Source organism: Cellulosimicrobium sp. NPDC055967, from assembly GCF_042269845.1.
GTDB lineage: Bacteria > Actinomycetota > Actinomycetes > Actinomycetales > Cellulomonadaceae > Cellulosimicrobium.
The window spans coordinates 115,037-137,574 of sequence record NZ_JBHJYJ010000010.1; the positions used below are offsets into that span (position 1 = coordinate 115,037).

General features: G+C 74.7%; 17 protein-coding genes and 2 tRNA genes. 10 read left to right on the forward strand and 9 right to left on the reverse strand.

Features of this window, described 5'->3' with window-relative positions:
• The first annotated feature begins 158 nt into the window (after positions 1–158).
• Positions 159–440, forward strand: coding sequence for a hypothetical protein (locus ACFC2L_RS14115; protein WP_375824915.1), 282 nt, complete (start codon positions 159–161; stop codon positions 438–440).
• A 62-nt stretch (positions 441–502) separates the two neighbouring features.
• On the opposite strand, the gene ACFC2L_RS14120 is transcribed toward ACFC2L_RS14115, so the two are convergent.
• From ACFC2L_RS14120 to ACFC2L_RS14130, 3 genes are all read right to left on the reverse strand, one after another.
• Positions 503–904 (reverse strand): hypothetical protein, encoded by a 402-nt coding sequence (locus ACFC2L_RS14120; protein ID WP_375824916.1) that lies wholly within the window; start codon positions 902–904, stop codon positions 503–505.
• A 62-nt stretch (positions 905–966) separates the two neighbouring features.
• On the reverse strand, positions 967–1,908 hold the full coding sequence (locus ACFC2L_RS14125; RefSeq protein ID WP_375824917.1) for a serine protein kinase RIO: 942 nt from the start codon (positions 1,906–1,908) through the stop codon (positions 967–969).
• A gap of 286 nt (positions 1,909–2,194) precedes the next feature.
• Positions 2,195–3,022, reverse strand: a complete 828-nt coding sequence (locus tag ACFC2L_RS14130; protein WP_375824918.1) for a metal-dependent hydrolase — start codon at positions 3,020–3,022, stop codon at positions 2,195–2,197.
• A gap of 325 nt (positions 3,023–3,347) precedes the next feature.
• Between ACFC2L_RS14130 and ACFC2L_RS14135 the strand changes: the two genes are divergently transcribed.
• The 4 genes from ACFC2L_RS14135 to ACFC2L_RS14150 all read left to right on the forward strand — a co-directional run bounded on the left by ACFC2L_RS14135 (position 3,348) and on the right by ACFC2L_RS14150 (position 5,117).
• Positions 3,348–3,479: a hypothetical protein gene (locus ACFC2L_RS14135; RefSeq protein ID WP_375824919.1), complete on the forward strand. Its 132-nt coding sequence runs from the start codon at positions 3,348–3,350 to the stop codon at positions 3,477–3,479.
• Positions 3,480–3,634: 155 nt separating this feature from the next.
• Positions 3,635–3,706, forward strand: a tRNA-Arg gene (locus tag ACFC2L_RS14140).
• A gap of 44 nt (positions 3,707–3,750) precedes the next feature.
• Positions 3,751–3,826, forward strand: a tRNA-Arg gene (locus ACFC2L_RS14145).
• A gap of 118 nt (positions 3,827–3,944) precedes the next feature.
• Positions 3,945–5,117, forward strand: coding sequence for an RtcB family protein (locus ACFC2L_RS14150; protein WP_375824958.1), 1,173 nt, complete (start codon positions 3,945–3,947; stop codon positions 5,115–5,117).
• A gap of 141 nt (positions 5,118–5,258) precedes the next feature.
• On the opposite strand, the gene ACFC2L_RS14155 is transcribed toward ACFC2L_RS14150, so the two are convergent.
• Together ACFC2L_RS14155 and ACFC2L_RS14160 are read right to left on the reverse strand one after the other, a co-directional pair.
• Positions 5,259–6,953, reverse strand: coding sequence for a sensor histidine kinase (locus ACFC2L_RS14155; protein ID WP_375824920.1), 1,695 nt, complete (start codon positions 6,951–6,953; stop codon positions 5,259–5,261).
• Positions 6,946–7,716, reverse strand: coding sequence for a response regulator transcription factor (locus ACFC2L_RS14160; RefSeq protein WP_375824921.1), 771 nt, complete (start codon positions 7,714–7,716; stop codon positions 6,946–6,948). Before ACFC2L_RS14160 ends, ACFC2L_RS14155 begins: the two co-directional genes overlap by 8 nt.
• Before the next feature lie 297 nt (positions 7,717–8,013).
• On the opposite strand from ACFC2L_RS14160, the gene ACFC2L_RS14165 reads away from it, so the two are divergent.
• The gene (locus ACFC2L_RS14165) at positions 8,014–9,459 is read left to right on the forward strand and encodes a ThuA domain-containing protein (protein ID WP_375824922.1); all 1,446 of its coding nucleotides are present in this window, start codon (positions 8,014–8,016) and stop codon (positions 9,457–9,459) included.
• A gap of 108 nt (positions 9,460–9,567) precedes the next feature.
• Here ACFC2L_RS14165 and ACFC2L_RS14170 read toward each other — a convergent pair whose 3' ends face one another.
• Together ACFC2L_RS14170 and ACFC2L_RS14175 are read right to left on the reverse strand one after the other, a co-directional pair.
• Positions 9,568–10,149, reverse strand: a complete 582-nt coding sequence (locus tag ACFC2L_RS14170) for a CueP family metal-binding protein (protein WP_375824923.1) — start codon at positions 10,147–10,149, stop codon at positions 9,568–9,570.
• 94 nt (positions 10,150–10,243) lie between these two features.
• Positions 10,244–11,527 carry an amino acid permease gene (locus ACFC2L_RS14175; protein ID WP_375824924.1) on the reverse strand — a complete coding sequence of 428 codons (1,284 nt, stop codon included), beginning with the start codon at positions 11,525–11,527 and terminating at the stop codon, positions 10,244–10,246.
• 165 nt (positions 11,528–11,692) lie between these two features.
• Between ACFC2L_RS14175 and ACFC2L_RS14180 the strand changes: the two genes are divergently transcribed.
• Positions 11,693–12,838 (forward strand): aromatic acid exporter family protein, encoded by a 1,146-nt coding sequence (locus ACFC2L_RS14180; RefSeq protein WP_375824925.1) that lies wholly within the window; start codon positions 11,693–11,695, stop codon positions 12,836–12,838.
• Positions 12,839–12,971: 133 nt separating this feature from the next.
• On the opposite strand, the gene ACFC2L_RS14185 is transcribed toward ACFC2L_RS14180, so the two are convergent.
• Together ACFC2L_RS14185 and ACFC2L_RS14190 are read right to left on the reverse strand one after the other, a co-directional pair.
• On the reverse strand, positions 12,972–16,868 hold the full coding sequence (locus ACFC2L_RS14185; protein WP_375824926.1) for a PQQ-dependent sugar dehydrogenase: 3,897 nt from the start codon (positions 16,866–16,868) through the stop codon (positions 12,972–12,974).
• A 317-nt stretch (positions 16,869–17,185) separates the two neighbouring features.
• On the reverse strand, positions 17,186–17,779 hold the full coding sequence (locus ACFC2L_RS14190; RefSeq protein ID WP_375824927.1) for an SHOCT domain-containing protein: 594 nt from the start codon (positions 17,777–17,779) through the stop codon (positions 17,186–17,188).
• Between the two features lie 183 nt (positions 17,780–17,962).
• On the opposite strand from ACFC2L_RS14190, the gene ACFC2L_RS14195 reads away from it, so the two are divergent.
• The 3 genes from ACFC2L_RS14195 (at position 17,963) to ACFC2L_RS14205 (ending at position 22,535) form a co-directional block, all read left to right on the forward strand.
• Positions 17,963–18,346, forward strand: a complete 384-nt coding sequence (locus ACFC2L_RS14195; protein ID WP_375824928.1) for an SHOCT domain-containing protein — start codon at positions 17,963–17,965, stop codon at positions 18,344–18,346.
• 10 nt (positions 18,347–18,356) lie between these two features.
• The gene (locus ACFC2L_RS14200) at positions 18,357–19,775 is read left to right on the forward strand and encodes a hypothetical protein (protein ID WP_375824929.1); all 1,419 of its coding nucleotides are present in this window, start codon (positions 18,357–18,359) and stop codon (positions 19,773–19,775) included.
• A gap of 99 nt (positions 19,776–19,874) precedes the next feature.
• On the forward strand, positions 19,875–22,535 hold the full coding sequence (locus tag ACFC2L_RS14205) for a LuxR C-terminal-related transcriptional regulator (protein ID WP_375824930.1): 2,661 nt from the start codon (positions 19,875–19,877) through the stop codon (positions 22,533–22,535).
• Positions 22,536–22,538: the final 3 nt, after the last annotated feature.

A 22,538-nucleotide genomic window follows, 5' to 3' on the forward strand; every position in this document is an offset into this window, starting at 1 on the left:
CCAGGGCGCGCGGCCCGACACCCCGGGACCGGACGTCGGCGTCGCCGCGGTCCGGAGCGCGGTCCCGTGGTAGGAACGGACCGGACGCAGGCCCGGTCGCCGCGCGCGACGACGGGTCGGCACCCGCGCACCGGCTCACCGACGAGAGGACCCTGCGAATGCCACCCCGTCTGACGCCCCGCACGATGCTCTGGACCGGGCTGGCGCTCGCAGTCGTCGGCGAGCTGTTCCGCAGCGTCCTCCTCCCGCGCGTGATGTTCAGCGTGCCCGTGCCGCTGGGCGTCCTCGAGGCCGCCTTGGTGCTGCTGCACGTCGTGTTCACCGGCGGCATCGTGCTCGCCGCCGGCGCGTTCGTCGTGCGGGCGCTGCAGCCCGACGACACCCCGCGCAAGGAGGCGACCCCGACCCCGTGGGAGGACCGCGACAACCGGCTGACCTGACCGGTGACCTGTCGTCGCGCCACGGATCCCTGGACCCGTGACGCGCCGACAGGTCGTCGGCGCTACGGCGCGACCGGTGCGGTGACGCAGACCTCGAACGTGTCGCGGGCGCGACGCAGCAGGTAGCGGACCTCCTGCGCCTCCTGCTCGTTGGCGTACTCGTCGCGGTAGCTCCAGCGCGCGTGCGCCCACACGAGCGCGTCGCCCACCTCCTCGACGCCGACGAGCTGCGCCACGACGCCCACGAGCCCGCGCTCGCGGAACCCACGGGCGAGCTCGGCCGTCGACTCCCGCACGGCCTCCGGGTCGGCGAGGAGCACCGACCCGGTCGCCCCGACGACGAGCGCGGGGAACGCGTAGCTCTCGCCGATCGTGTCGAGGTCGCCCGTCGAGAGCGCGACCCCGTAGGTCGTGAGGAACGTCCGGACGTCGTCGGCGTCGAAGGACTCGGTGGTGGGTTCCATGCTCCCGTTCTACCGCGTCCGTCCGGCGTCGGCGCGGTCGCGGCGCCCCGGGTGCCGTGCGGTCACCACGCCTCGGCGAGCAGGAGCGCGAAGAGCTCGTCGGCGTCGGTCTCCAGGCCGCGTGCGGCGAACCACGCGGACATCGTGCGGCAGTCGCGCAGCAGCAGCTCGGTGCCGAACGGGTTGGCCACGAGGTCGACCACCTGCGGCAGGTCGATGATGACGAGCCGGTCGCCGTCCGCGAGGACGTTGTACGGGGAGAGGTCGCCGTGCGCGAAGCCGAGGCGGGCCAGCACCGCCATCCCGTCGCGGAGCTGGTCCCACCACGACGCGAGGAGGTCCGGGTCGGGCCGGGTGCGGGCGAGCCGGGGCGCGGCCTCGTGCGCGACGCCGTCCGACGTCCCGACGAACTCCATGAGGATCTCGTTGCCGTCGATCTGGACCGGGTAGGGCACGGGGGCGCCCGCGGACCACAGCTCGCCCAGCGCGGCGAACTCCGCCGCCGCCCACTGCCCGGCCGCGACCTGGCGGCCGTAGCGGGACTTGCGGTCGAGCGCGCGCCGGTCGCGCGTGCGGCGCACGCGGCGGTCCTCGGTGTAGACCGTGTCGCGCCGGAACGCGCGGTGATCGAGGTCCCGGTAGCGCTTGGCGGCGAGCAGCGTGCGCCGGGCGGCGTCGTCGGGGACGGCGCGCTCGACGAGGAAGACGTCCGCCTCCTTGCCGGTCTTGAGCACGCCCAGCTCGGTGTCGACGGCCGCGTCGGCGGTCACGACCCAGTCGGGGCGCGGCTCGGGTCCGCGCTGCCCCTTCTCCACGGCGGACCACGTGGACCAGCGCTGGTCGGCGCCGAGCGCGGCGTCGAGGACGCCCGCGGCGGCACCGGCGTCGTCGAGGTCCGCGGTGTCGTCGCTGCGCCGCAGGCGGCGGGGCGGGGGAGTGCGGGGGTCTCCCGCGAACGTCGGTGGGAGGTACGGGTCGGGGTACAGCAGGTCGTGCTCGGGCACGGGTGGGCTCCTTCGGGCGGGGAGCGCACGGCGCTGCCGTCGCCTCGGGGGCGAGCGGCGGGCGCGGGCCGTCTCGGGGGACGGGCCCTGGACCGTCTAGCGGCGGTCGGTGCTCCCGGGGGTGGTGGACACGCGAGCGTGGGTCGTCCAGCTCATGGCGTTCCTCCTTCCTCCGGTGCCCGACGGCGCGGGCGACGTCCCGTGACCGTCCCACCCGGGCGCGGCCCGGGGCAAGCGAATTACCGCCGGTCGCCGGTCGTCGGTCGTGGCCGGCGACCGGGGCGGCTCACGCGGCGCCGGCCGCCAGCGCCTGGATCGCCGACGCGACGCGCTCGTACGTCCCGTACGTGTCGTAGCCCATCTGGTCGAGCGCGGACCACACGAACCCGACCGTCGCGTAGAGGCCCACCGCCGTCGCGAGGATCCACTCGCGCACCGACCCGGTGTCGCCGAGCAGCGGGAGCGCGAAGCTGCCGCCGGGGCGCCAGACGTCGTCGACCACCAGGGACCTGCGCACCCAGCGTGGGGAGCGGATCTTCACCGGCCACAGCAGCGGTGCGCCGTTGGTCGTGAGCACGTCGCCCAGGATGTGCACGGTGACGCCGATGCCGACCGCGACCGGGAGCCAGTTCCACTCCTCGGGGGAGAAGAGTGCGACGAGCACGGCGACGGTGAGCGACGTGACCCACGGCATGAGCTTGCCGCGCCGCGTGAGCTTGAGCGCCTTGAGCGCGAGCGCGACGAGGAGGACCGCGAGGAGGCCGCCGCCCACGTAGACCGTGCCGAAGCTCTCCGTCTCGACCGTGACCAGACCCACGAGCCACGCGAGCGCGGTGAACACCGCGATGCCGAGGAACGAGTGCGTGCCCTGCCGGTGGCCGCCGGAGATTGTCTCGACCGCGTCGGACACCCACTCGCTCACGGGCGGGAGCGAGTGCGCGAACGTGCCGTTGTGGTGGTCGGCGTCGGGGAGAAGCGCGGCGCCGGCGCACACGACGGCGCCCGTCATGACCCCGACCGACGACACGGGGTGCCACCCGAGCGCGAACGGGGCGGTGGACGTCACCGCCACCCAGGCGGCGGCTCCGGTCGCGGCGTGGTGGGCGCCCATCATGGCGGCGGGTCTCCTGTCGTCGGGCCCGGCCGGGTGGTTCGTCGGCGTCGGGAGGTGTGTCCGGAACGTCCGGAACCCTACCGGGTGCCGCCGACAGCGCCGGAGGGCCGTCCGGGCGCAGGTGCGGCCGGGAAGAAAAGTGTGCCAAGCGGCGACGTATGCCGGAGGAGGTCGCCGGCCCGGCCCGTGACGGCGGGGCCCGCGGAGTATTTCTGAGGAATTCTGGAAATAGGGTTGTGTCGAGCGGAAAAGGCGCGTACGGTCTTCCTCGGTCGACGACATTCCGGTGCGTGGGCCACCCGACATGACCGAGAGGAGCAGTGCCGTGCGCGAACTCGTCCAGCAGGACCGGCGACGTCCCGTGCTGCCCTGCGAGCGACCTCGTGTCGCGCTGCCCGTGGCGTATCTCAGCGTGTCCTCGTCCTTCGCCGGCGACTCCGGCGGTCCTGTCGTCTGACCTCGGCGTCGCACGACAGGCCGTCCCGGGACATCGCCGGGGCGGCTTTTTTCTTGTGCGTGAATGTGCCCGTGACGGGGCGCATTCGTCGTGCTGCCATTTCGCCCATTCTCCGTCGGCGTGCATTTGTCGTGCGTCGTCGGTGAAATGGCGCTGCCTTCGTGGTCCAACGGACACGACGCCGCTCTACGGAAGCGGAGACGGGGGTTCGACTCCCTCCGAGGGCACCTGGACGCCTCGCGTCCCGTCTGCTCGACGTTAAGGAGCACCAGCGCGCGTAGCTCAGCGGACAGAGCGCCGGCTTCCGGAGCCGGGCGGCGGGGGTTCGAGTCCTCCCGCGCGCACCAGCGCCGCCCCGCCGGGGCGGCGTCATGATCGTCAGGACGACCCGAGGAGGTCAGCACCGTGAGCACCGAGGCCCACGCGTTCCCCGTCCCGCTGTCCGGCGCGAAGGCGCCGACCCTCATGTGGGCGCACGAGCACGCCGTCGAGCCCGCCGCCCTGCAGCAGCTGCGCAACATCGCCGCGCTGCCGTGGGTCGAGGGTGTGCGCGTCATGCCCGACGTCCACCTCGGCAAGGGCGCGACCGTCGGCTCGGTCATCGCCATGCGCGACGCGGTGTCGCCCAACGCGGTCGGCGTCGACATCGGCTGCGGCATGATCGGCGTCCGCACGTCGCTCACGGCCGAGGACCTGCCCGACGACCTCGGGCCGGTCCGCGCGCGTATCGAGGCCGCGATCCCCGTCGGGTTCCACGCGCACGACGAGGCGGTCGACCCGCATCGGCTGCGCTCGATCTCCGGGCGCGGCCCGGCGGAGGTCGCGCGCGGCGCGGACGCGTTCTGGTCGCGGTTCTCGGGGCTGCACGGCCGCGTCTCGGACATCGAGGGTCGCGCCCGCCGTCAGCTCGGAACGCTTGGCTCGGGCAATCACTTTGTTGAGTTGTGTGTGGATGAGTCTGGTTCTGTGTGGCTTCAGCTGCACTCAGGGTCGCGCAACATCGGCAAGACGCTCGCGGAGCAGCACGTCGCCGTCGCGAAGCGCCTCGAGCACAACCAGGGCCTCGTCGACCGCGAGCTCGCGGTGTTCCTCGGCGGCACTCCGGAGATGGACGCGTACCTTGCCGACCTGTGGTGGGCGCAGGAGTACGCGGCGCGGTCACGCGCGGTCATGATGACGCTCGTCGTCGACGCCATGCGTACCTCGTTCCCGGGTCGGGAGATCGCGTTCGACGAGGCCGTGAACGTCCACCACAACTACGTGGCGGTCGAGCACGTCGACGAGCAGGAGCTCGTCGTGACCCGCAAGGGCGCGATCCGGGCCGGGAAGGGCGACCTCGGCCTGATCCCCGGGTCGATGGGCACCGGTTCGTACATCGTGCGCGGGCTCGGGAACCCGGACTCCTACTGGTCGGCGTCGCACGGCGCGGGCCGTCGCATGTCCCGGACCCAGGCGAAGAAGACCTTCACGCTGGACGACCTCGCCGCCCAGACGGCCGGCGTGGAGTGCCGCAAGGACGCGGGGGTGCTCGACGAGATCCCGGGCGCGTACAAGGATCTCGACGAGGTCGTCCGCGCGCAGTCCAACCTCGTCGAGGTCGTCGCCCGCCTCACGACGCTCCTCTGCGTCAAGGGCTGACCACAGGAAGCCCCACCGCGCGCCGCGACCAGGTGGTCCCGGCGAGCCGACCAGGTGGTCCTGGCTGGTCCGGCTGTCCGGACGAGCCAGGACCACCTGCTCGGCGGCGACGGGGCGGCCGCCGACCGGGGTCTCGGGTCGTTAGGGGCGGTCGCGGGGGAGGCGGACGGTGAAGGTGGTGCCGGTGGGGCCGGGCTCGTCGGGGGTGGCGGACGACACGGTGATCGTGCCGTGGTGGGCGGTGACGATCGCCTGGGCGATGGCGAGGCCGAGGCCGGTGGAGCCGCCGGTGCGGTTGCGCGCGTCGTCGCCGCGCGTGAAGCGGCGGAAGAGCGTCGGGCGCAGGGCCGCCGGGATGCCGGGGCCGTCGTCGGCGACGGTGAGCACGACGTCGTCGCCGTCGCTCGCGAGCCGCACCTCGACGTGGGTGCCAGGCGGGGTGTGCGTGCGGGCGTTCGCGAGGAGGTTCGCGAGCACCTGGCGCAGGCTCGCCTCGTCGCCCGTGATCTCGAGGTCGACGTCCTCGTCCGGGTCCTGCTCGCCGGAGTCATGCGCCGCGCGGGTGCGATCCAGGTCGTCCGTCGCGTCGTCGACCCCGTCGACCCCGTCGGGCGGGTCGGTCGGGAGGTCGACGTCGAGGTCCTCGCCGGGAAGGTCGAGGGCCCAGTCGTGGTCGGGACCGGCGGCGTGGGCGTCCATGACCGCGTCCACGGCGAGGCCGGCGAGGTCGACGGGCGCGCGGTCGAGCGGGCGGCCGGCGTCGAGCCGCGCGAGGAGCAGGAGGTCCTCGACGAGACCCGTCATGCGCACGGCCTCGGACTCGATGCGGTCGAGCGAGCGCGCGGTGGCGGGCGGGACCTCGTCGGGGGAGCGGCGCACGAGCTCGGCGTACCCCCGGATGGAGGCGAGCGGGGTGCGGAGCTCGTGGCTCGCGTCGGCGACGAACCGCCGCACCTGGGTCTCGGAGTCGTGGCGCGCCTGGAGCGAGGTCTCGACGTTCTCGAGCATGCGGTTCAGCGCGGCACCCACCTGCCCGACCTCGGTGCGCTCGTCGGTGAGGTCGACCGGGACGCGCGGGATCGCGTCGATCTCGCCCTGCGCGAGCTCCAGCTCGGAGACGCGCCCCGCCGCGGCGGCGACGTCGTCGAGCGGCCGGAGCGAGCGCCGCACGAGCCACGTCCCGAGGAGCACGGCGGCGAGCAGGCCCGCGGCGCCGAGCGCGACCTCGATGAGCACGTACTTCTCGACCGTCGCGTCGACGGTGGTGGTGCTCGACGCGACGACGACGGTCTGGCCGTCGTCCGTGGTGCGGTGCACGGCACGGAACGACCCGAGGTCGGGCAGGTCGGCGTCGTGCGGGGCGCCGTCGGCGGGCACGTCCTCGAGCGCGGCGATCTGCGCCTCGTCGAGCACGACGCGCTCGAGCGTGGGCGTCACGTACTCGGCGAGCACGACCTCGCCATCGACGTAGCGGAGCACGGCGCTGCCGGGGCCGGTGCCCGCGGGGAATCGGGACGGGTCGTCGGGCAGGTCGCTGGGGCTGGGGCTGGGGGTGCCACCGGTGTCGTCCGGCGGCTGCCCGGGGCCGTCGCCGGGACGCTCCCCGAAGCCCTGCGCGAGCCGCGAGCTCGCCTGCTCGAGCTCGTGGTCGAGCTGTTCGACGAGCTGGTCGCGCAGCGCGAGCGCGGACGCGGCGGCAAGGCCGACGGTGACGAGGAGCACGACCCCGGCGAGCACGAGGACGAGCCGGCGGCGCAGCGCCGTCGGCCGTCGCGCGGGGACACCGTCGGCGGACCCGTGACGCGCGGGGTCGGGAACGGCGCGCGCCTCAGCCACGGGCGTCGTCCGCGCCGTTCGCGGGCTTGAGCACGTACCCGACCCCGCGCAGCGTGTGGATCATGGGCTCGCGGCCCCTGTCGATCTTGCGGCGCAGGTAGGAGATGTAGAGCTCGACGATGTTCGCCTGGCCGCCGAAGTCGTAGTTCCAGACGCGGTCGAGGATCTGCGCCTTGGACAGCACGCGGCGCGGGTTGCGCATGAGGTAGCGCAGCAGCTCGAACTCGGTGGCCGTGAGTCGGACCTCCGCGCCCGCGCGGCGCACCTCGTGCGCGTCCTCGTCGAGCTCGAGGTCGCCGACGACGAGCACGGAGTCCTCGCGCTGCGCGGTGGCGCCGCCCCGGCGCAGCAGCCCGCGCAGGCGCGCGACGACCTCCTCGAGGCTGAACGGCTTGGTCACGTAGTCGTCGCCGCCCGCGGTGAGCCCGGCGACGCGGTCCTCGACGGCGTCGCGCGCGGTGAGGAAGAGGACGGGGACGTCGGTGTCGCGCTCGCGCAGCCGGCGCAGCACGGTGAGGCCGTCCATGTCGGGGAGCATGACGTCGAGCACGACGACGTCGGGCCCGGTCTCGCGCGCGGTGCGGATCGCGGAGCCCCCGTCGAGCGCGGTGGACACGTCCCAGCCCTCGTAGCGCAGCGCCGAGGTGAGCAGCTCGGCGAGGTTGGGCTCGTCGTCGACCACGAGCACGCGGACGGGCGAGCCGTCCGGGCGCGTGAGGCGCGGCTGGTCGGGACGGCCGACGGGGGCGGGGGATGCGGTCATGGCCCCAGCGTCCCGCGGCGCGCGTGGTCGTGCCTGTGGTGACCCTGTGCGCGCGCTGTGCCTGGCGGTGGTGCTGCGCGCCCCGCGGCGGGACCGGGTGAGATCGGCACGCCACGGTCGTTGAATCCTTGACTTTTGATCGGTCGCCGTCAAAACTCGCGACATCGGCAGCAGCCGACGTCCACGCACGCAGGAGTGCGCGCGCCGCCGGGCCTGGAGAAGTCCCTGGAGCCCGACCGGCGGTCCGCCGGGAACCGGCGCCCGGCCCGCGCTCTCGACGACGAGGGAGAAGCACGCATGGATTTGTTCAGCGGTACGACGGCCAGACGGGCGGTGGCGGCGGCGGTCGCGCTGCCCCTCGCCGGAGGGGCGACGCTCGTTGCCGCGGGGCCGGCGGCCGCCGACGAGGAGGACTACAAGATCCTCGTCGTCGGCAAGACGCTCGGGTTCCGGCACTCGCACATCGACGACACGACGCGCGCGCTGATCGAGCTCGGTGAGGACAACGGTTTCACGGTCGACGTGTGGGACCCGCCGAACGACTCCGCCGGCTGGTGGGGGAACGGCTCGCCGGGCCAGCCCGACCTCACGATGGACTCGACGCCGTTCACGAGCGCCGAGGACCTGTCGCAGTACGCGACCCTGGTCTTCGTCTCGCCCGTCGACAACACCAACTCGCTCGACCCGGCGACGCCGCGCCTGCTCGACGACACCGAGCTCGCGGCGCTCCAGGGCTACATCCACGACGGCGGCGGGTTCGTCGGGCTGCACGCCGCGACCGACACGATGCACACCGTGCCCTGGTACAGCGAGCTGACGGGCGGCGGCGCGCGCTTCGTCTCCCACCCGCAGCAGCAGACGGCGACGATGCGCGTCGAGAGCCCGACGCACCCCTCGACCGCGCACCTGCCGGCCGTCTGGGAGCGGTTCGACGAGTGGTACAACTACTCGGTCAACCCTCGCGCGGAGGTGCACGTGCTCGTCACGCTCGACGAGTCGACCTACTCGCCCGGCAACGGCGCGATGGGCGAGGACCACCCGCTCTCGTGGTGCCAGAACTTCGAGGGCGGCCGGTCCTGGTACGAGGGCGCCGGGCACACCGACGAGTCGTGGACGGACCCGGTCTTCCGCGAGCACGTGCTCAAGGGGGTCGAGTGGACCGCGGGCGTCGTCGAGGGCGGCGGCAACTGCGTGACGTTCCCCGAGGTCGACGGCGTCGTGGCCGGCCTGGACACCTCCGCGGTGGGCGACAGCGTGATCGCGGGCGCGATCAGCTCGCTGCTCGGCAGCGCGCGCTCCGCGGCCGAGGCGGGCGACCCCGCGACCGCGGTCCAGGTGCTCGGCGGCGCGCGGTCGCTCGTCGACCACCTGTCCGCGGCCGCGGGAGACCGGGAACTGCTGGCGTCGAAGATCGACGACCTCGTCGTGTGGCAGACCGGGCTCGTCGACGACGGCCCGGCGATCGACCTCGCGGCCGAGGCCGAGCTGCGGACCATGGGTGGCAAGCAGTACGTCGCCGTGCGCGTGCTCAACGAGGACGACACCGCCGTCGACATCACCCTCGCGACCCCGTACGGCAGCAAGGAGTACGCCGACGTGGCGCCCGGGAAGAACGCCTACCAGGCGTTCGCGACCCGGCTCGTCGAGGCCCCGGCCGGGGAGGTGACCGTGACGGCCACCGTCGAGCGCGACGGCGAGACCGTCACCGAGGAGATCGTGCTCGCCTACGCCGCCACGGCCTGACGCCTCTCTCCGCGCACCCGACGGCGCCCGTCGCACCCTCGTGCGACGGGCGCCGTCGTGCGTCTCGGGCACGGCCGCGGCGTCGACGCCACGACCGGGCCTACCCGGTCACGCGAGCTGCAGCGTCGTGAGGCAGGTCGGGTCGTCGTCGCCCGTGGAGACGACCGTGGTGCCGACCCGGCCCTCGTGCTCGACGCGCAGCTCCGCGTCGACGTCGCGGGGGAGCCAGTAGCCGACGAACCCGTTGGCGCCGAGCGTCGTGTCCTCTTCGACGAGGACGTCGCCGGTCGCGGCGTCGACGACCGTGACGGACACCGGCTCGCCCGCGAGCTCGCCCTGGCACGTCGTGAGCGAGTGGTAGAAGCACTCGTGCGTCCCGTCCACGAAGGGCGCGACGGACAGGTAGAAAGTGTCGTCCGGCAGCGGGACGGTCGTCTCGTACGACGCGTCGGCGAGCACGAGCTCCGACGCGCGGACCGAGGCGACGAGGTCCGTGGGGCGCTCCGCCGTCTCGAGCCCCTCCAGGTGGTCCACGACCTCCTGGCCCGTAAGGCCCGCGAGGTCGTGCCGGTCGAGCAGAGCGTCCAGCGCGCTGGGCTCGGGCGCGCCGGCGGTGCAGCCGGCGAGCGCGAGGGCGAGGGCGGTTCCGGCGGCGGCGGTCGCGAAGGTCGGAAGGGCACGTCGTCTCATGCGCCGATCCTCTCAGAGCGCGGCGCACCGACCAGGGCCGGAGGTCCGGCGAGCACAGCCGCGGCCGGGACCGATCGCCGCAACCATGGCGCGGTCACTCCTCGCGCGCGGGTCGTGCGGCGCGCGTCCGGCCCGTCCAGCGCATGACGCCGTAGAGGACCGCGCCGACGGCGAGCAGGATACCCGCGCGCAGCCACGTCACCGCGTCCTGCTGGGTGAGCAGCAGCACGCAGGACGCGACACTGAGCACCGGCACGACCGTCGTGACGCGGAAGTGCGGCGCGTCGACCGGGTCGCGCCGCAGCACGAGGACCGCGACGTTGGTCGAGGCGAAGACGAGCAGCAGGAGCAGCACGACCGTCTCGGCGAGCCCGGCCACGTCGCCCGTGAAGACGAGCCCCATGGCGACCACCGTCGTCACGACGATCGCGACCCACGGGGTGCGGCGCCGCGGGAGCACGCGGCCGAGGACGGGCGGGAGGAGGCCCTGCTCCGCCATGCCGTAGGCGAGGCGGCTCGACATGATCATGGTCAGCAGCGCGCCGTTGGCCACGGCGATCAGGGCCACGAGCGAGAACACCCAGGCGGGCACGGACCCCTCGGCCTCGACGACCTCGAGCAGCGGGCCCGTGGACCCGGCGAGCGTCTGCGGGTCGACGACCGCGACGGCGGCCACGCCGACCGCCGTCGGGTCGAGCGTCTCGACGCCGTGCCGCTCGGCCATCGCGCGCCGCTCGGGGACGAGGTCGACGCCCACCACGCGTGCGGCGCCGCGGTGCAGGGCGATGCGCGCGGACATCTGGCCGATCGGGCCGAGGCCGAGGACCACGACCGTGCCGCCCGGCGGGACGTCGGCGTACTCGACGGCCTGCCACGCGGTGGGGACCACGTCGGAGAGGTAGAGGTAGCGCTCGTCGGGCGTCCCGTCGTCGGGCACGACCACCGGCCCGTACTGCGCCTGCGGCACGCGCAGGTACTGCGCCTGGCCGCCCGGCACCTGGCCGTAGAGCCGGGTGTACCCGAAGAGGGCGGCGCCCTTGTCCTGGGAGCGCACCTGCGTCGTCTCGCACTGGGTCTGCAGGCCGCGCTCGCACATCCAGCAGCGACCGCACGCGATGTTGAACGGGACCACGACGCGGTCGCCGACCTGCAGGCTCCCGGCCTCCGGGCCGACCTCCTCGACGACGCCCATCGCCTCGTGCCCCAGGACGTCGCCCGCGTCGAGGAGCATCCCGAGCACCCCGTACAGGTGCAGGTCGGAGCCGCAGATCGCGGTCGACGTCACGCGCACGACGGCGTCCGTCGGCTCCTCGATGCGCGGGTCCGGCACGTCCTCGACGCCCACCTTCTCGCGTCCCTGCCAGGTCAGTGCTCGCATGGGTCGTCGTCCTTCCGTGGTCGTCGTGCCGACCGCGGCGGCGTCAGCACGCCCGAGACGCCACCGTGCCCGACGGCGTCGGCGGGACTCTGCACCGACGCCGCCAGTGAAGCACCGGCAGGTCCCGCTCACACCCCGGGCCACCGCGGGCGAGGCGACGTGCGGGTGCGGGCACGACGGGCGATCCTCGTGCTCGTGACGACGGGCGACCGGGTGGCTCCGCACGGGCCGGACGGGGAGGGGCCGACCTGGGCGCGCCGTGCGGTCGCCGCCGCGGCGCGGCGCTGGGTGCGGCACCCCCGCTGGTCGCTCGCGGTCAAGGGGGCCGTCGCGGCCGCGCTCGCCTGGTTCGTCGGCGTGCTCGCGCCCGAGCCGTTCTCCGACTACCCGTACTACGCGCCGCTGGGCGCCGTCGTCGCGACGACGAGCACGCTCGCCCGCTCGGTCCGCGAGTCCGTCCAGGCGATCCTCGCGATCCTCGTCGGCGCAGCCATCGCGCGCGGGGTCGACCTCGTCCTCTCCCCGAGCGCGCTGTCCGTCGCGCTCGTCGTGGGGCTCGCGCTCCTGTGCGCGGGGTGGCGCCGCTTCGGCGAGATGGGCACGTGGGCGGTGACGTCGGCGCTGTTCGTCCTCATCATCGGCAACGCGGCCAAGGTCGAGTTCGTGGGTGCCTACGCCGGTCTCGTCGTCGTCGGCGCCGCGATCGGCGTGGGGATCAACCTCCTCGTCCCCCCGTTGCCGCTCACCCCCACGGAAGAGGCGCTCGACGGGCTGCGCGACACGCTCGCGGACCAGGTCGAGGCGCTCGCGGACGGCCTCGACGGCGACCGGCCGCCGTCCGCGGAGGAGTGGGAGGAACGCCGCCGCGAGGTGGACCCGACGCTCGTCCGTGCGCGCGACGCCGTCTCGCGCACCCGCGAGGCCGCGCGGGCGAACCTCCGCCTGCGCCGGCACCGCGACTGGGCGGCTTCGCAGGTGCGGCGCTCGCAGGAGCTGGAGGTGTCGGCGGACGTCGTGGGGTCGCTCGTCCGGCTCCTCGTCGAGTGGGAGCGCGAGGGGCGCGACGACCTGGCACTCGGGGGCCGGCTGCGACCGCTCGCGGCCCGTGCGCTCGACGCCTACGCCGCCGCGCTGCGCTCCGTCTCCGCCGAGCCCGCCGACCAGGAGGCGCTGCGCACCCTCGCCGCCCGCGCGGAGGACCTGCGCAGGGCGGTCCGGGAGGCGCGGCGCGAGGTCGACGAGGACTACTTCGTCGCCGGCTCGCTCGTCCTCGCGCTCCGGCGCGGCGGGGCGGCGCTCGCGGCCGGGTGACCGCCGGCGGGCGCGGCCCGCGCACGCACGGACCGCCCCGGTCCCGCGGCTGGTCGGACGCAGCCTGGACGGGTCCGGGGCGGTTCGTGCGGTCAGGCCCGGGGGTCAGGACCCCCGGGCCAGGAGGCGGGCGTCACCCGCAGGTGTGCGCCGCGTGCTCGACGACCACCTCGCTCGACACCTCCTCGCCGTCGACCGTGGCCGTGGCGGAGACCGTGACCGAGCCCGCGTCGAGAGCGGTCGCCCGCGACGCGAACGACTGGTACGCGGCCCGGCCGGGCTGGACGTCCGCGACCGTGCGCGACCCGAAGACGGTCGTCAGGGTCACGTCGGCCGCCACGCCGGACGCGTTCGTCGCCGCGACGGCGAGGTACGCCTTGCCGGCGAGGCAGCGCGGCGAGACCGCCACGTCGAGCTCGACGTCGGCCTGCTCCACGGCCGGCGTGACCACGAGGCCGCGCAGGCTGCCGGTGTTGTCGAACGACCCGAAGCCGGCCCGTCCCTCGGTGAACGTCGTGTCGTTCGCCGTGAGCAGCGGGGTGTCGAGGCCGTCGAGGTACACGGCGACGTCGCCGCTGTCCGCGCAGCGCACGACGCGCACGTCGTGCCACTCCTCGTCGGTGACCGCCGGGGGAGCGCCCACCGCGCCGTCCCACTGGTCGTCGATCCGCTCCCGGTCCTTGCCGTCGACCTTGAAGATGCCGTTGTGGGCGTAGATCGTGTTGTCCTGCGACAGGTGGGCGTAGTAGTACTGCGTGTCCGACTGCCAGCCGAACACCACGATCACGTCCCGGTTGTTCACCGACGCCGGGGCGTCGAGCTTCACCTCGGCGTCGAGCGCGAACGAGCCGAGCTCGGGACCTTCGGTGAGGACGGCGTACTCGAACGGGCGGCGGATGCCGTCCGCCGGGTCGGTGCCGGCCTGCGCGAGCACGATCCGGTCGCCCGGGAACTGCCACTTGGACGGCGTGCGCGGCGCCCAGTTCTCACCGGCCATGACGTCCGTGATCGGCTCGCCCGCCGGGGCGCACGACGGCGGCGCCGGGGGCTCGACCGGCTGCGCGCCGAACCGGGCGTACTGCGCCGCGACCTGCTCCGGCGTCGGGACGGTGTCGAGGAACATGAGGTCGTCCATGCGGCCGTGGAACGGGTTGGCCTCGCGCGTGTCCTGCGGGAAGCTGCCGCCGATCTTGATCCCGCGCGGGTCGGTCGGGGAGGTGGCGCCGGCGCCCCAGGGGTTCGAGGCCGTGTACCGGCCCTCGAGCTCCTCGCCGTTCATGTAGAGCTTCATCTCGCCGCCCGCGAAGTCGAACGTCGCCGCGAGGTGGACCCAGCGGTCGCGCTCGAGGATCTGGTCCCACGGGAGGTCGGCCGCGAACGTCCACGAGCCGCCGCCGTCGACCCGACGCCCCAGGGCCACGAGCTTGAGCTCGTCGCCGACGGTGATGACCTCGAGCAGCGCGCGCACCGCGTGGCCGTCGGAGTCCCCGGTCAGCACACCGGCGAGGCCGATCGCGTTGTAGCGGTCGTCGGGGTTCGTCGTGCCCGAGTTGAGGGCGGGGTGCTCGCCGGTCGGCTTGAACCAGCCCATGACCGAGATCTCGTCGGCGTCCGCGAAGGCCCCGAGCGAGTCCACGCCGGCGGGGTCGTAGACGCCGGCCTTCCAGTCGTCGTTCGACGACGCGAGCGGGCTCATCTGCTGCGTCTGCAGCGCCTCGCCCGCGCCCGGGTAGGCCCGGTCGGCCACGCGCATCTCCACCCCGCCGTTGACGAGCTGGATGTTCGTCCCGGACCAGCCCTGGTCCGCCTCCCACGTCGTCGAGCCCGCGACGGGGTGGTCGAAGTCGTAGTGCGCCGCGACGTTCCCGGCGAGCTCGGGGAGCACGACGGGCGAGGACGCCCCGACACGCCGCGCCCCGGTGACCTGCCAGATCTTCCCGTCGGCCTTCGAGATCAGGTACAGCTCGCCGTCGGCGTCGGACCCGAAGCGCAGGTCGACGCGCTGGTCGCCGACGAGCTCCTGGAACGTCGTCTCCGCGCCGTCGGCGAACACGCGCAGGTGCTCGATCTCGGCCAGGTCCTCGAGGGCGCCGTCGTTCCGCACCATCTCGTCCGCCTCGGTGCCCAGCACCCAGCCGCGCACGAGGTCGGTGAAGAGGTAGCGCCCGCGCAGCTCGGGGATGTCGCCGCGGTAGACGAACCCGCCGTTGAGCGCGACGCCCGCGTCGCCGGTCTGGCCGGGGTCGCGGTTGTGGTCGTAGGCGGCCACTGGGTACGTGAAGCCGTTCTCGGCGTCGTTCGCGGGCAGCGGGTAGATCTGCCGGTTGTCGGCGAGGAACGACCCCTCGCGCACGGACCAGCCGAAGTTGTCGCCCGGCTCGACGGCGTACACGGACTCGACCTGCCACTCGCCGATGTGCCCCAGGTACATCGTGTGGTCGCCCTCGGGGTCCCAGCTGATCCGGTGCGGGTCGCGCATGCCGACGGCGTAGATCTCCGGCAGCGCGCCGGCCGTCCCGACGAACGGGTTGTCCGCCGGGATCCCGTACCGGCCGTTGGCGCTGTCGTCGCCCAGCGGGTCGATGCGGAAGATCTTGCCCTGCGGCGTCGCGAGGTCCTGCGGGTTGCCGTTGCCGACGCCGTTGCCGCCGTCGCCCACGAGGACGTAGAGGTTGCCGTAGTCGGCGTCGCCCTCGGCGACCGTGGGGTTGAACGCGATCTGCTGCACCGTGTGCACGCGGCCCGCGAACGGCACGCGCAGGACCTCGCGGCTCGTCCCCGCGAAGACCGGTGCGGACGGGTCGGTCGCCTTCCACTCGGTGACGACGCTGTGGAACTGGGTGTTCCCGTACGCCGGGTAGTCGGGGGTGTCCTCCGTCAGCGCCGTGCCGCCCTCGGTGTGCACCGTGTAGAAGAGCCCGTTCTCGGCGAAGTCGGGGTGGAACTCGGCGGAGCCGAGCCCGGTGCCGAGGCCTGCGCTGTTGTGGAAGTTGTCGAGGAACTGCTGGCGCACGTCGAGGTAGGGCACGTACGCGCCCGTGTCCTTGTCGACGGTGTAGAGGACCGCGTTGTTGTCCGGCACCATGAGGCGGCCCGAGCCGTCCGGGATCTCGTCGAGGTGCGTGATGCGGTTGTGGCGCACGAGGCGCGGGTCCTGCGTCGCCGGGGTCGTCTGCGACGCCGGGAGCTGGGCCAGCTCCGTCACCTCGATCCCGAGCGTCGAGGGCGTCGGGTCGGGCAGCGGGTTGAGCAGCGGCTCGTTCGGCGTCGTGCCGCCCGCGGCGCAGTCGGCCGGGTTGCCCGTCGGGATCGCGAGGTTCTGCCCGGCCGTGTCGACCGCGACGTCGTCGAGCATGAGGCGGCCCGCGCTGCTGGCGCCGTTGATCCAGAAGAACCGGTCGAGCGCCGAGGTGACGCCCTGGCGGAAGCCGAACTGCTGCTCCGTGCCCTCGGGCAGCCGGGTGATCTCCTCGTACGGCCCGCCCTGGCTGTAGACGCTGACCTTGTCCGTCGCGTTGTCTGCGACGATCCACACGCACTGCCACGTGTCCCGCGACCAGACGCCGGCGGGCTTGAAGGCGCCGCCGTCGCGCACGAGCATCACGTCGTTGTTCTGGTTGTTCACGTACGCGCGGCTGTGCGCGTAGTCGGACGGCGCGTCGTTGTCCGTGATGCCGAACGACGTGTCGACGCTGCCCGACCGCATGAAGCGGAAGAACACGGTCCCGGTCGTGCCGTCGGCGATCCCGGGGACCGCGCGGTGGGCGCGCTGGGTACCGCCGACCATCTCGAGGACCTGGTTGTTGCCGTTGAGCGGGTCCGCGACGACCCGGGCCGCGGTCGAGGCGGACCAGCCGTCCTGGCCGTTCAGGGCGGTGCGCTGATAGCCCTCGAAGCTGAGGATCTCGGTGAACTCGTCCTCGGCGACCTCTGCGGCCGCGGGTGGCACGAGGAGGGTCCCTCCCAGGACCGCCGCGAGGGTGACGGCGAGCGCCGTCCTCCCTCGTCGGCTCGAATGCGTAGACGTCATCGTCTGCTCCACTTCGTCGGATGGTGCTGGCACGACGCACTGGTTAGCGCTGTCATGTCTCCGACCCGCCGGCCGTCCGTCGCCGGGTCGGGTTCCTGCACGCCGGCGGGTCCCGCGGCCGCATCGTCGCGGCGGGGTCCGCACGGGTCGCGCGCACGGTCGTGGCGGCCACTGGACCGCCCCGTCCTGCTCTCCTGTCCGGTTCGAGCTGCACGTCCGCGAGCGCGACCCTCGCAGCGTAGGGAAGGCGCTTTCCGAGTGTCAAGGGATACACGCCGGAGCACGGTCGCGCGGCCGCGACCGCATCGTCCGACGGGTCAGCGCCCGAGGATGCGCGCCTTCTGCTCCGCGAGCTCGGCGTCCGTGAGAACGCCCTGGTCGCGCAGCGCCGCGAGCTCGCGGAGCTGCGCGATCTTCGCGTCCATCGCCGAGGTCGCGGGGTCCGGGTCGGTGCCGGTGCCGGTGCCCGGCGTCCGTCCCCGGGCCGGCGTCGCGGGGGCGTCCGGGGGTGCGGCCGACGCGGGCTCGTCGTCGGCCGTGGGCGAGCGCAGGCCCGTCACGACCGCGAGGAGGCCCGCCAGGTCGGTGTCCCGGAGCCGGTAGGAGGTCAGGGACCCCGGGAGCGCCTGGCCGACGTCGCGCAGCATCTCCTGGACCAGCGCGCCCACGGGGCCGCGGACGACGACCTCCACGTCGGCCCGCTGCCCGGGCGCCGCGGTGCGCAGCTCGAGGAGCTCGAGACCGAGCGCGGCGAGGCGCTGGAGCAGCCCGTAGAGCGCGGCCTGGTCGCGCACCGTCGCCTCGAGCAGCGTGCACTCGGCGGTCCGCCGCACGCCGAGCTCGGCCAGGTCGGCGACGGGGAGCACCACGGGACCCAGCACCGTCACCTCGACCATCGTCGTGCCGTCCATGCGCCTCTCCCGGCTCGCCCGTCGCACCAGGATGCGCGCGCGCCGGGCGGCGCGGATCACCCGGTGCGGGTGGCACCCGGGAGGCGCACGGGCGACTACCCCCGGCGGGTGAGTACCGGTGGCGCCCCGCGACCCACAGTGGGAGCATCGCGAACGTTCGCGACCTGAGACGAGGAGTGCCCGATGGACGGCTTCTGGGACTGGTTCTGGCTCATGGTGTGGTGGTTCTTCTTCATCGCCTACCTGGTCGTGCTGTTCCAGATCGTGGCCGACCTGTTCCGCGACAAGGCGCTCAGCGGCTGGTGGAAGGCGCTGTGGGTCGTCGCGCTGATCGTCGTCCCGTACGTGTCGGCGCTGGTCTACGTCATCGCCCGAGGGCGTGGCATGGCCGAGCGGCACGCCGAGGAGGACCGCGCGCGACGGCAGGTGATGGACGACTACGTCCGGGCGACCGCGAGCACCGGCCGCTCGCCGGCGAGCGAGATCGCGGACGCGAAGGCGCTGTACGACGCCGGGACGATCGACGCGGACGAGTTCGCCCGGCTCAAGGCGCGGGCGCTCGCCTGAGGGGCCGGCGATGACCGACGAGACCAAGCCCGCGCCGGGGGCCGGGACGGGGACCGCGACCGACGAGGTGGCGGCGCGGCTCGCCGCCCTGGAGCGGGAGAACGCGGAGCTGCGGCGCCGGCTCGAGGAACGGCCGTCGCCGGGCGGCGACGGGGCGGGCCAGAGCACCGGCACCGAGTCGCCCGCTGCCGCGCGACGTCCCCGGCGCCGACTGCGGGCCGTGGCGTGCGCCGTGCTCATCACCCTGGGCGCGCTCCTCGCGCCCCTGGGCGCGGTCTCGGCGTGGGCGCAGCGCGAGCTGACCGACACCGACCGGTACGTCGCGACGGTCGGTCCGCTCGCCGCGGACCCGGTCGTGCAGTCGGCCGTCGCGGGCCGGCTGACCGAGGTCGTCATGTCCCGCATCGACGTCGGGGCGCTCGTCGACGACCTCGTCGGAGGGCTGGAGGAGCGGGACGTCCCGCCCCGTGCCACCCAGGCGCTCGCCGCGCTCGAGGCGCCGCTCCAGAGCGGCGTCGAGTCGCTCGTCCACGAGACCGCGACGCGCCTCGTGGAGAGCGACGCGTTCGAGGGTGCCTGGCTCCAGGCGAACCGCGTGGCGCACCAACAGCTCGTCTCGGTCATGCGCGGCGAGGACGGCGACATCCTCCAGGTCGACGACGGCAGCCTCAACATCCAGCTCTCCGGCCTGATCGACCTGCTCAAGGAGCGGCTCGTCGACCGCGGCCTGAGCGTGGCCGCCCGCATCCCGTCGGTCGACGCGACGTTCACCATCGCGCAGTCCGCCGAGCTCGTCATGCTCCAGAACCGGTACGCGCAGATCGTCACCCTGACGACGTGGCTGCCGTGGGTCGTGCTCGGGCTGCTCGCCGCCGGGGTCCTCGTCGCGAACCGGCGGTCGCGTGCGCTGGTCGTGGCCGGGCTCGCGCTGACGGGGGCGATGGTCGGCCTCGGGGTCGGGCTCGCGGTCGCGCGCGGCCTGTACCTCGGGGCGCTCTCCGGGCAGGTGCTGCGGCTCGACGCGGCCGAGGTGGTGTTCGACCAGGCGGTGGGGTACCTGCGCCTCACGCTGCGGACCGTGGGGGTGCTCGGCCTCGTCGTCGCGCTCGCCGCGTACCTCGGCGGCCCGAGCGAGTCGGCGCGCAGCCTGCGCGCGGGGCTGGGACGCCTGGGCGCCACGGTGCGCGGCTGGGGCGAGGGGCGCGGGGTCTCGGCGGGTCCCGTGGGCGACTGGCTCGGGCGGCACAAGACGTTCGTGCGCGTCGTCGTCGTCGGCCTCGCCGCGCTCGTCCTCCTGCTCGCCGGCTCGCTCACGCCGGGGCTCGTGGTCGGTGTCGCGCTCGTCGCGGGACTCGTGCTCGTCGTGGTCGAGATCCTCGCCCGACCGCCCGCCGTCACGGGTCCGGCGAGCCCGGCGAGCTCGGCGTGAACGGCGCTCTCGCCCCGCGGTCCGGGGCCCGACCGGCCTGAGAGTCTTCCACCCGACGCTCGCCCTGCGCCTCCCGGGCCCCGGGAATAGCCTGCCCTCATGACCTCGGTCGAGCCACGTGCCGGGCAGGAGGACGTCGCGCGGGCCGCCGACACCTTCGAGACGCTGCGCGCCCGGACCTCGGTCCCGGCGCTCCCCGCCTCGACGGTCCCCCGACCCGCGGTCGAGGCGCTCGTCGGTGCCGCGGTGGCGCGACGGCTGACGCTCGTGTCCGCCGGCCCGGGCTGGGGCAAGACCACCGCCGTCGCACGGTGGGCGCGCGGCGGCAGCGGGCCGCGGGTCGCGTGGCTCACGCTGGAGCCGTTCGACGACAAGCCCGCGGCGTTCTGGGCCGACGTCCTCACCGCGCTCCGCGCCGCGGGCGCGGTCCCCCCGGGGCACCCGCTCGAGACGCTCGTCGTCCCGCCGCGGCTCTCGCCGGCGCTCCTGCGGCGGGTCCTCTCCGCGGTCGAGCAGCTGCCCGAGCCCGTCGTCCTCGTGCTCGACGACTTCCACCACGCGGCGCGCCCCGACGTCGCGGCGACCGTCGACGACCTCCTGCGCTACCCGCTGCCCCTCCACCTCGTCGTGCTCACGCGCGTCGACCCGCTGGTGCGGCTGCAGCGGCTGCGCGCGCAGGGCGAGGTCGCCGAGGTCGGGGCCGCAGACCTCGCGTTCGACGCCGCGTCCGTCGCGACGCTCGCGGCGTCCCACCGGCGACCGCTGTCCCCGGCCGCGGCTGGCCGCGTCCTCGACGAGACGGGCGGCTGGGCGGTCGGCGTCCGCCTGCGGGTCGAGGCCGACGACGCCGCGAGCCGTGCGCGCGCCGACCGCTCGGCGGCGGAGTTCCTCCTGGCCGAGGTCCTCGACCGCCAGGAGCCGACGACCCGGAGCTTCCTCCTCCGCACGAGCGTGACCTCGGCCGTGTGCCCCGACCTCGCGTCCGCCCTCGACCCGGGGGCGCCGGCCGAGCGGCTGCTCCCGGGCCTCGCCGCGACCGACGGCTTCGTCATGACGACGGGCGAGCGCCACACCTGGTACCGCTACCACCCGCTCCTGCGCGAGATGCTCCTGAGCCAGCTCCGGGTCGAGGACCCGGCCCGGCTCCGCGACGCCCACCGTGCGGCGGCCCGCTGGTTCGCGCGGGACGGCGAGGCCGTGCGGGCCCTCGAGCACGCGGCCGCCGCGGAGGACTGGCCCCTCGTGGGCGAGGTCTTCGTCGAGGGCACGGCCGCCCAGCTCGCGGGACCGCACCGCGAGACCGTCGCGGACGTCCTGCGACGCGTGCCCTACGCGACGATCGGGGTCGACGCCCGGCTGCACCTGTGCGCCGGCGCTCTGGCGTACGTCGACGAGCGGTTCGACGCCGCCCGCCGGCACGTCGCGACGGCGCGCGACCTCCTCGACCCCGCCGAGCAGCCCGCCGCGGCCGTGCTCCTGGAGCTGCTCGACGCCTCGATCGCGCGCGCGACGGGCGACGTGCGCGGCGTCGCGACGGCGGCCGGCGCCGCCCTCGCCACCGCGGACGCGGCGCCGTACCCGTTCCCCGCGCTCGACACCTACCGCAGCCTCGCGCAGGCCCACCGCGCGGCCGGGCTCGCCTGGTGCTCGGTGGGCCCTGAGCCGACGACGGCCTCGTTCCCGCTCGTGCCGCCGCCCGGTCGCGACTGGCGGGCGCCCCAGCTCTTCGTCCTCGGGGCGCGGGCCGTGGCGTCGCTCCTCGCGGTCGCGGAGGGACGGCTCGACGAGGGGGAGGCGGCCGCGCGCGCGGTCGTCGCGGAGGCCGAGCCCCGGGGCTGGGACGGGTACGCCCACGCGCGCCCCGCGCACGCGGCCCGGGCGTGGGTGCTGTACCTGCGCGCGTCGGACGACGCCCTCGACCGCGAGCTCGCGCACGCGCTGGCGGCCGACGCCGGGGGCCGCGAGCCGGCGTCCGAGGCGGCGGTCCGGCTCCTCCAGGCCCTGGTGGCGGCGGACCGCGGTCACGTCGGTGCGGCGCGGCACGCGCTGGTCGCGGCCGACCGCGCGCTCGGGCCCGTCGCGACGCCCCCGGTGCTCGCCGACCTGTGGGTCCGGGCGACCGCCGCGGTCCGCCTGCTCGACGACGGCACGCAGCCCGCGCTGCCGGTGCGCGTCCGGCGCGAGGGCCTGGGCACGGCCGCCGTCGTCGCGGTGTGCGGCGCCCGCGAGCTGCTCGCCACGGGGCGGACCGGGGCCGCCCTGCGCGCCGTCGCGGGGCTCGTGGACGCGGGGGAGGGCGAGGTCGACGTGGTCGTCCGGGTCGAGGCGGCGCTCGTCGAGGCGTCGGCGCTGGCCCGGGCCGGCACCCGTCGCGTGGACGTCCCGCTGGCCCACGCCCTGGACCTCGCCGCCGTCGAGCGGGTCGCGCGCCCGTTCCTCACCGTCGTGCGGGAGCTGCGCCCGGCGCTCGCCCGCGCGGTCGCGGCGCGCGGCGACGCGCTCGCCGACCGGCTGCGCGCCCACCTCGACCCGGCGGACCGGGGGCCGGAGCCGGCCCCGCTCGTCGAGCCCCTCACCGAGCGCGAGCTGGCGATCCTCGCCGTGCTCCCGTCGATGGCCAGCAACGTCGAGATCGCCGAGGACTTCTTCGTCTCGGTGAACACCGTCAAGGCGCACCTCAAGTCGGTCTACCGCAAGCTCGGCGTGAGCTCGCGCCGCGACGCGGTCCGCCGCGGCCGCGAGCTCGGCGTCGTGCCCTGAGCC

Excerpts from the sequence above, each read along its gene's own strand:
- ACFC2L_RS14130 (WP_375824918.1), bottom strand. The coding sequence starts at position 3,022 with ATGATGGGCGCCCACCACGCCGCGACCGGAGCCGCCGCCTGGGTGGCG.
- ACFC2L_RS14160 (WP_375824921.1), bottom strand. The coding sequence starts at position 7,716 with ATGACCGCATCCCCCGCCCCCGTCGGCCGTCCCGACCAGCCGCGCCTC.
- ACFC2L_RS14190 (WP_375824927.1), bottom strand. The coding sequence starts at position 17,779 with ATGGACGGCACGACGATGGTCGAGGTGACGGTGCTGGGTCCCGTGGTG.
- ACFC2L_RS14185 (WP_375824926.1), bottom strand. The coding sequence starts at position 16,868 with ATGACGTCTACGCATTCGAGCCGACGAGGGAGGACGGCGCTCGCCGTC.
- ACFC2L_RS14115 (WP_375824915.1), top strand. The coding sequence starts at position 159 with ATGCCACCCCGTCTGACGCCCCGCACGATGCTCTGGACCGGGCTGGCG.
- ACFC2L_RS14150 (WP_375824958.1), top strand. The coding sequence starts at position 3,945 with ATGTGGGCGCACGAGCACGCCGTCGAGCCCGCCGCCCTGCAGCAGCTG.
- ACFC2L_RS14175 (WP_375824924.1), bottom strand. The coding sequence starts at position 11,527 with ATGCGAGCACTGACCTGGCAGGGACGCGAGAAGGTGGGCGTCGAGGAC.
- ACFC2L_RS14120 (WP_375824916.1), bottom strand. The coding sequence starts at position 904 with ATGGAACCCACCACCGAGTCCTTCGACGCCGACGACGTCCGGACGTTC.
- ACFC2L_RS14170 (WP_375824923.1), bottom strand. The coding sequence starts at position 10,149 with ATGAGACGACGTGCCCTTCCGACCTTCGCGACCGCCGCCGCCGGAACC.
- ACFC2L_RS14165 (WP_375824922.1), top strand. The coding sequence starts at position 8,014 with ATGGATTTGTTCAGCGGTACGACGGCCAGACGGGCGGTGGCGGCGGCG.
- ACFC2L_RS14195 (WP_375824928.1), top strand. The coding sequence starts at position 17,963 with ATGGACGGCTTCTGGGACTGGTTCTGGCTCATGGTGTGGTGGTTCTTC.
- ACFC2L_RS14205 (WP_375824930.1), top strand. The coding sequence starts at position 19,875 with ATGACCTCGGTCGAGCCACGTGCCGGGCAGGAGGACGTCGCGCGGGCC.
- ACFC2L_RS14200 (WP_375824929.1), top strand. The coding sequence starts at position 18,357 with ATGACCGACGAGACCAAGCCCGCGCCGGGGGCCGGGACGGGGACCGCG.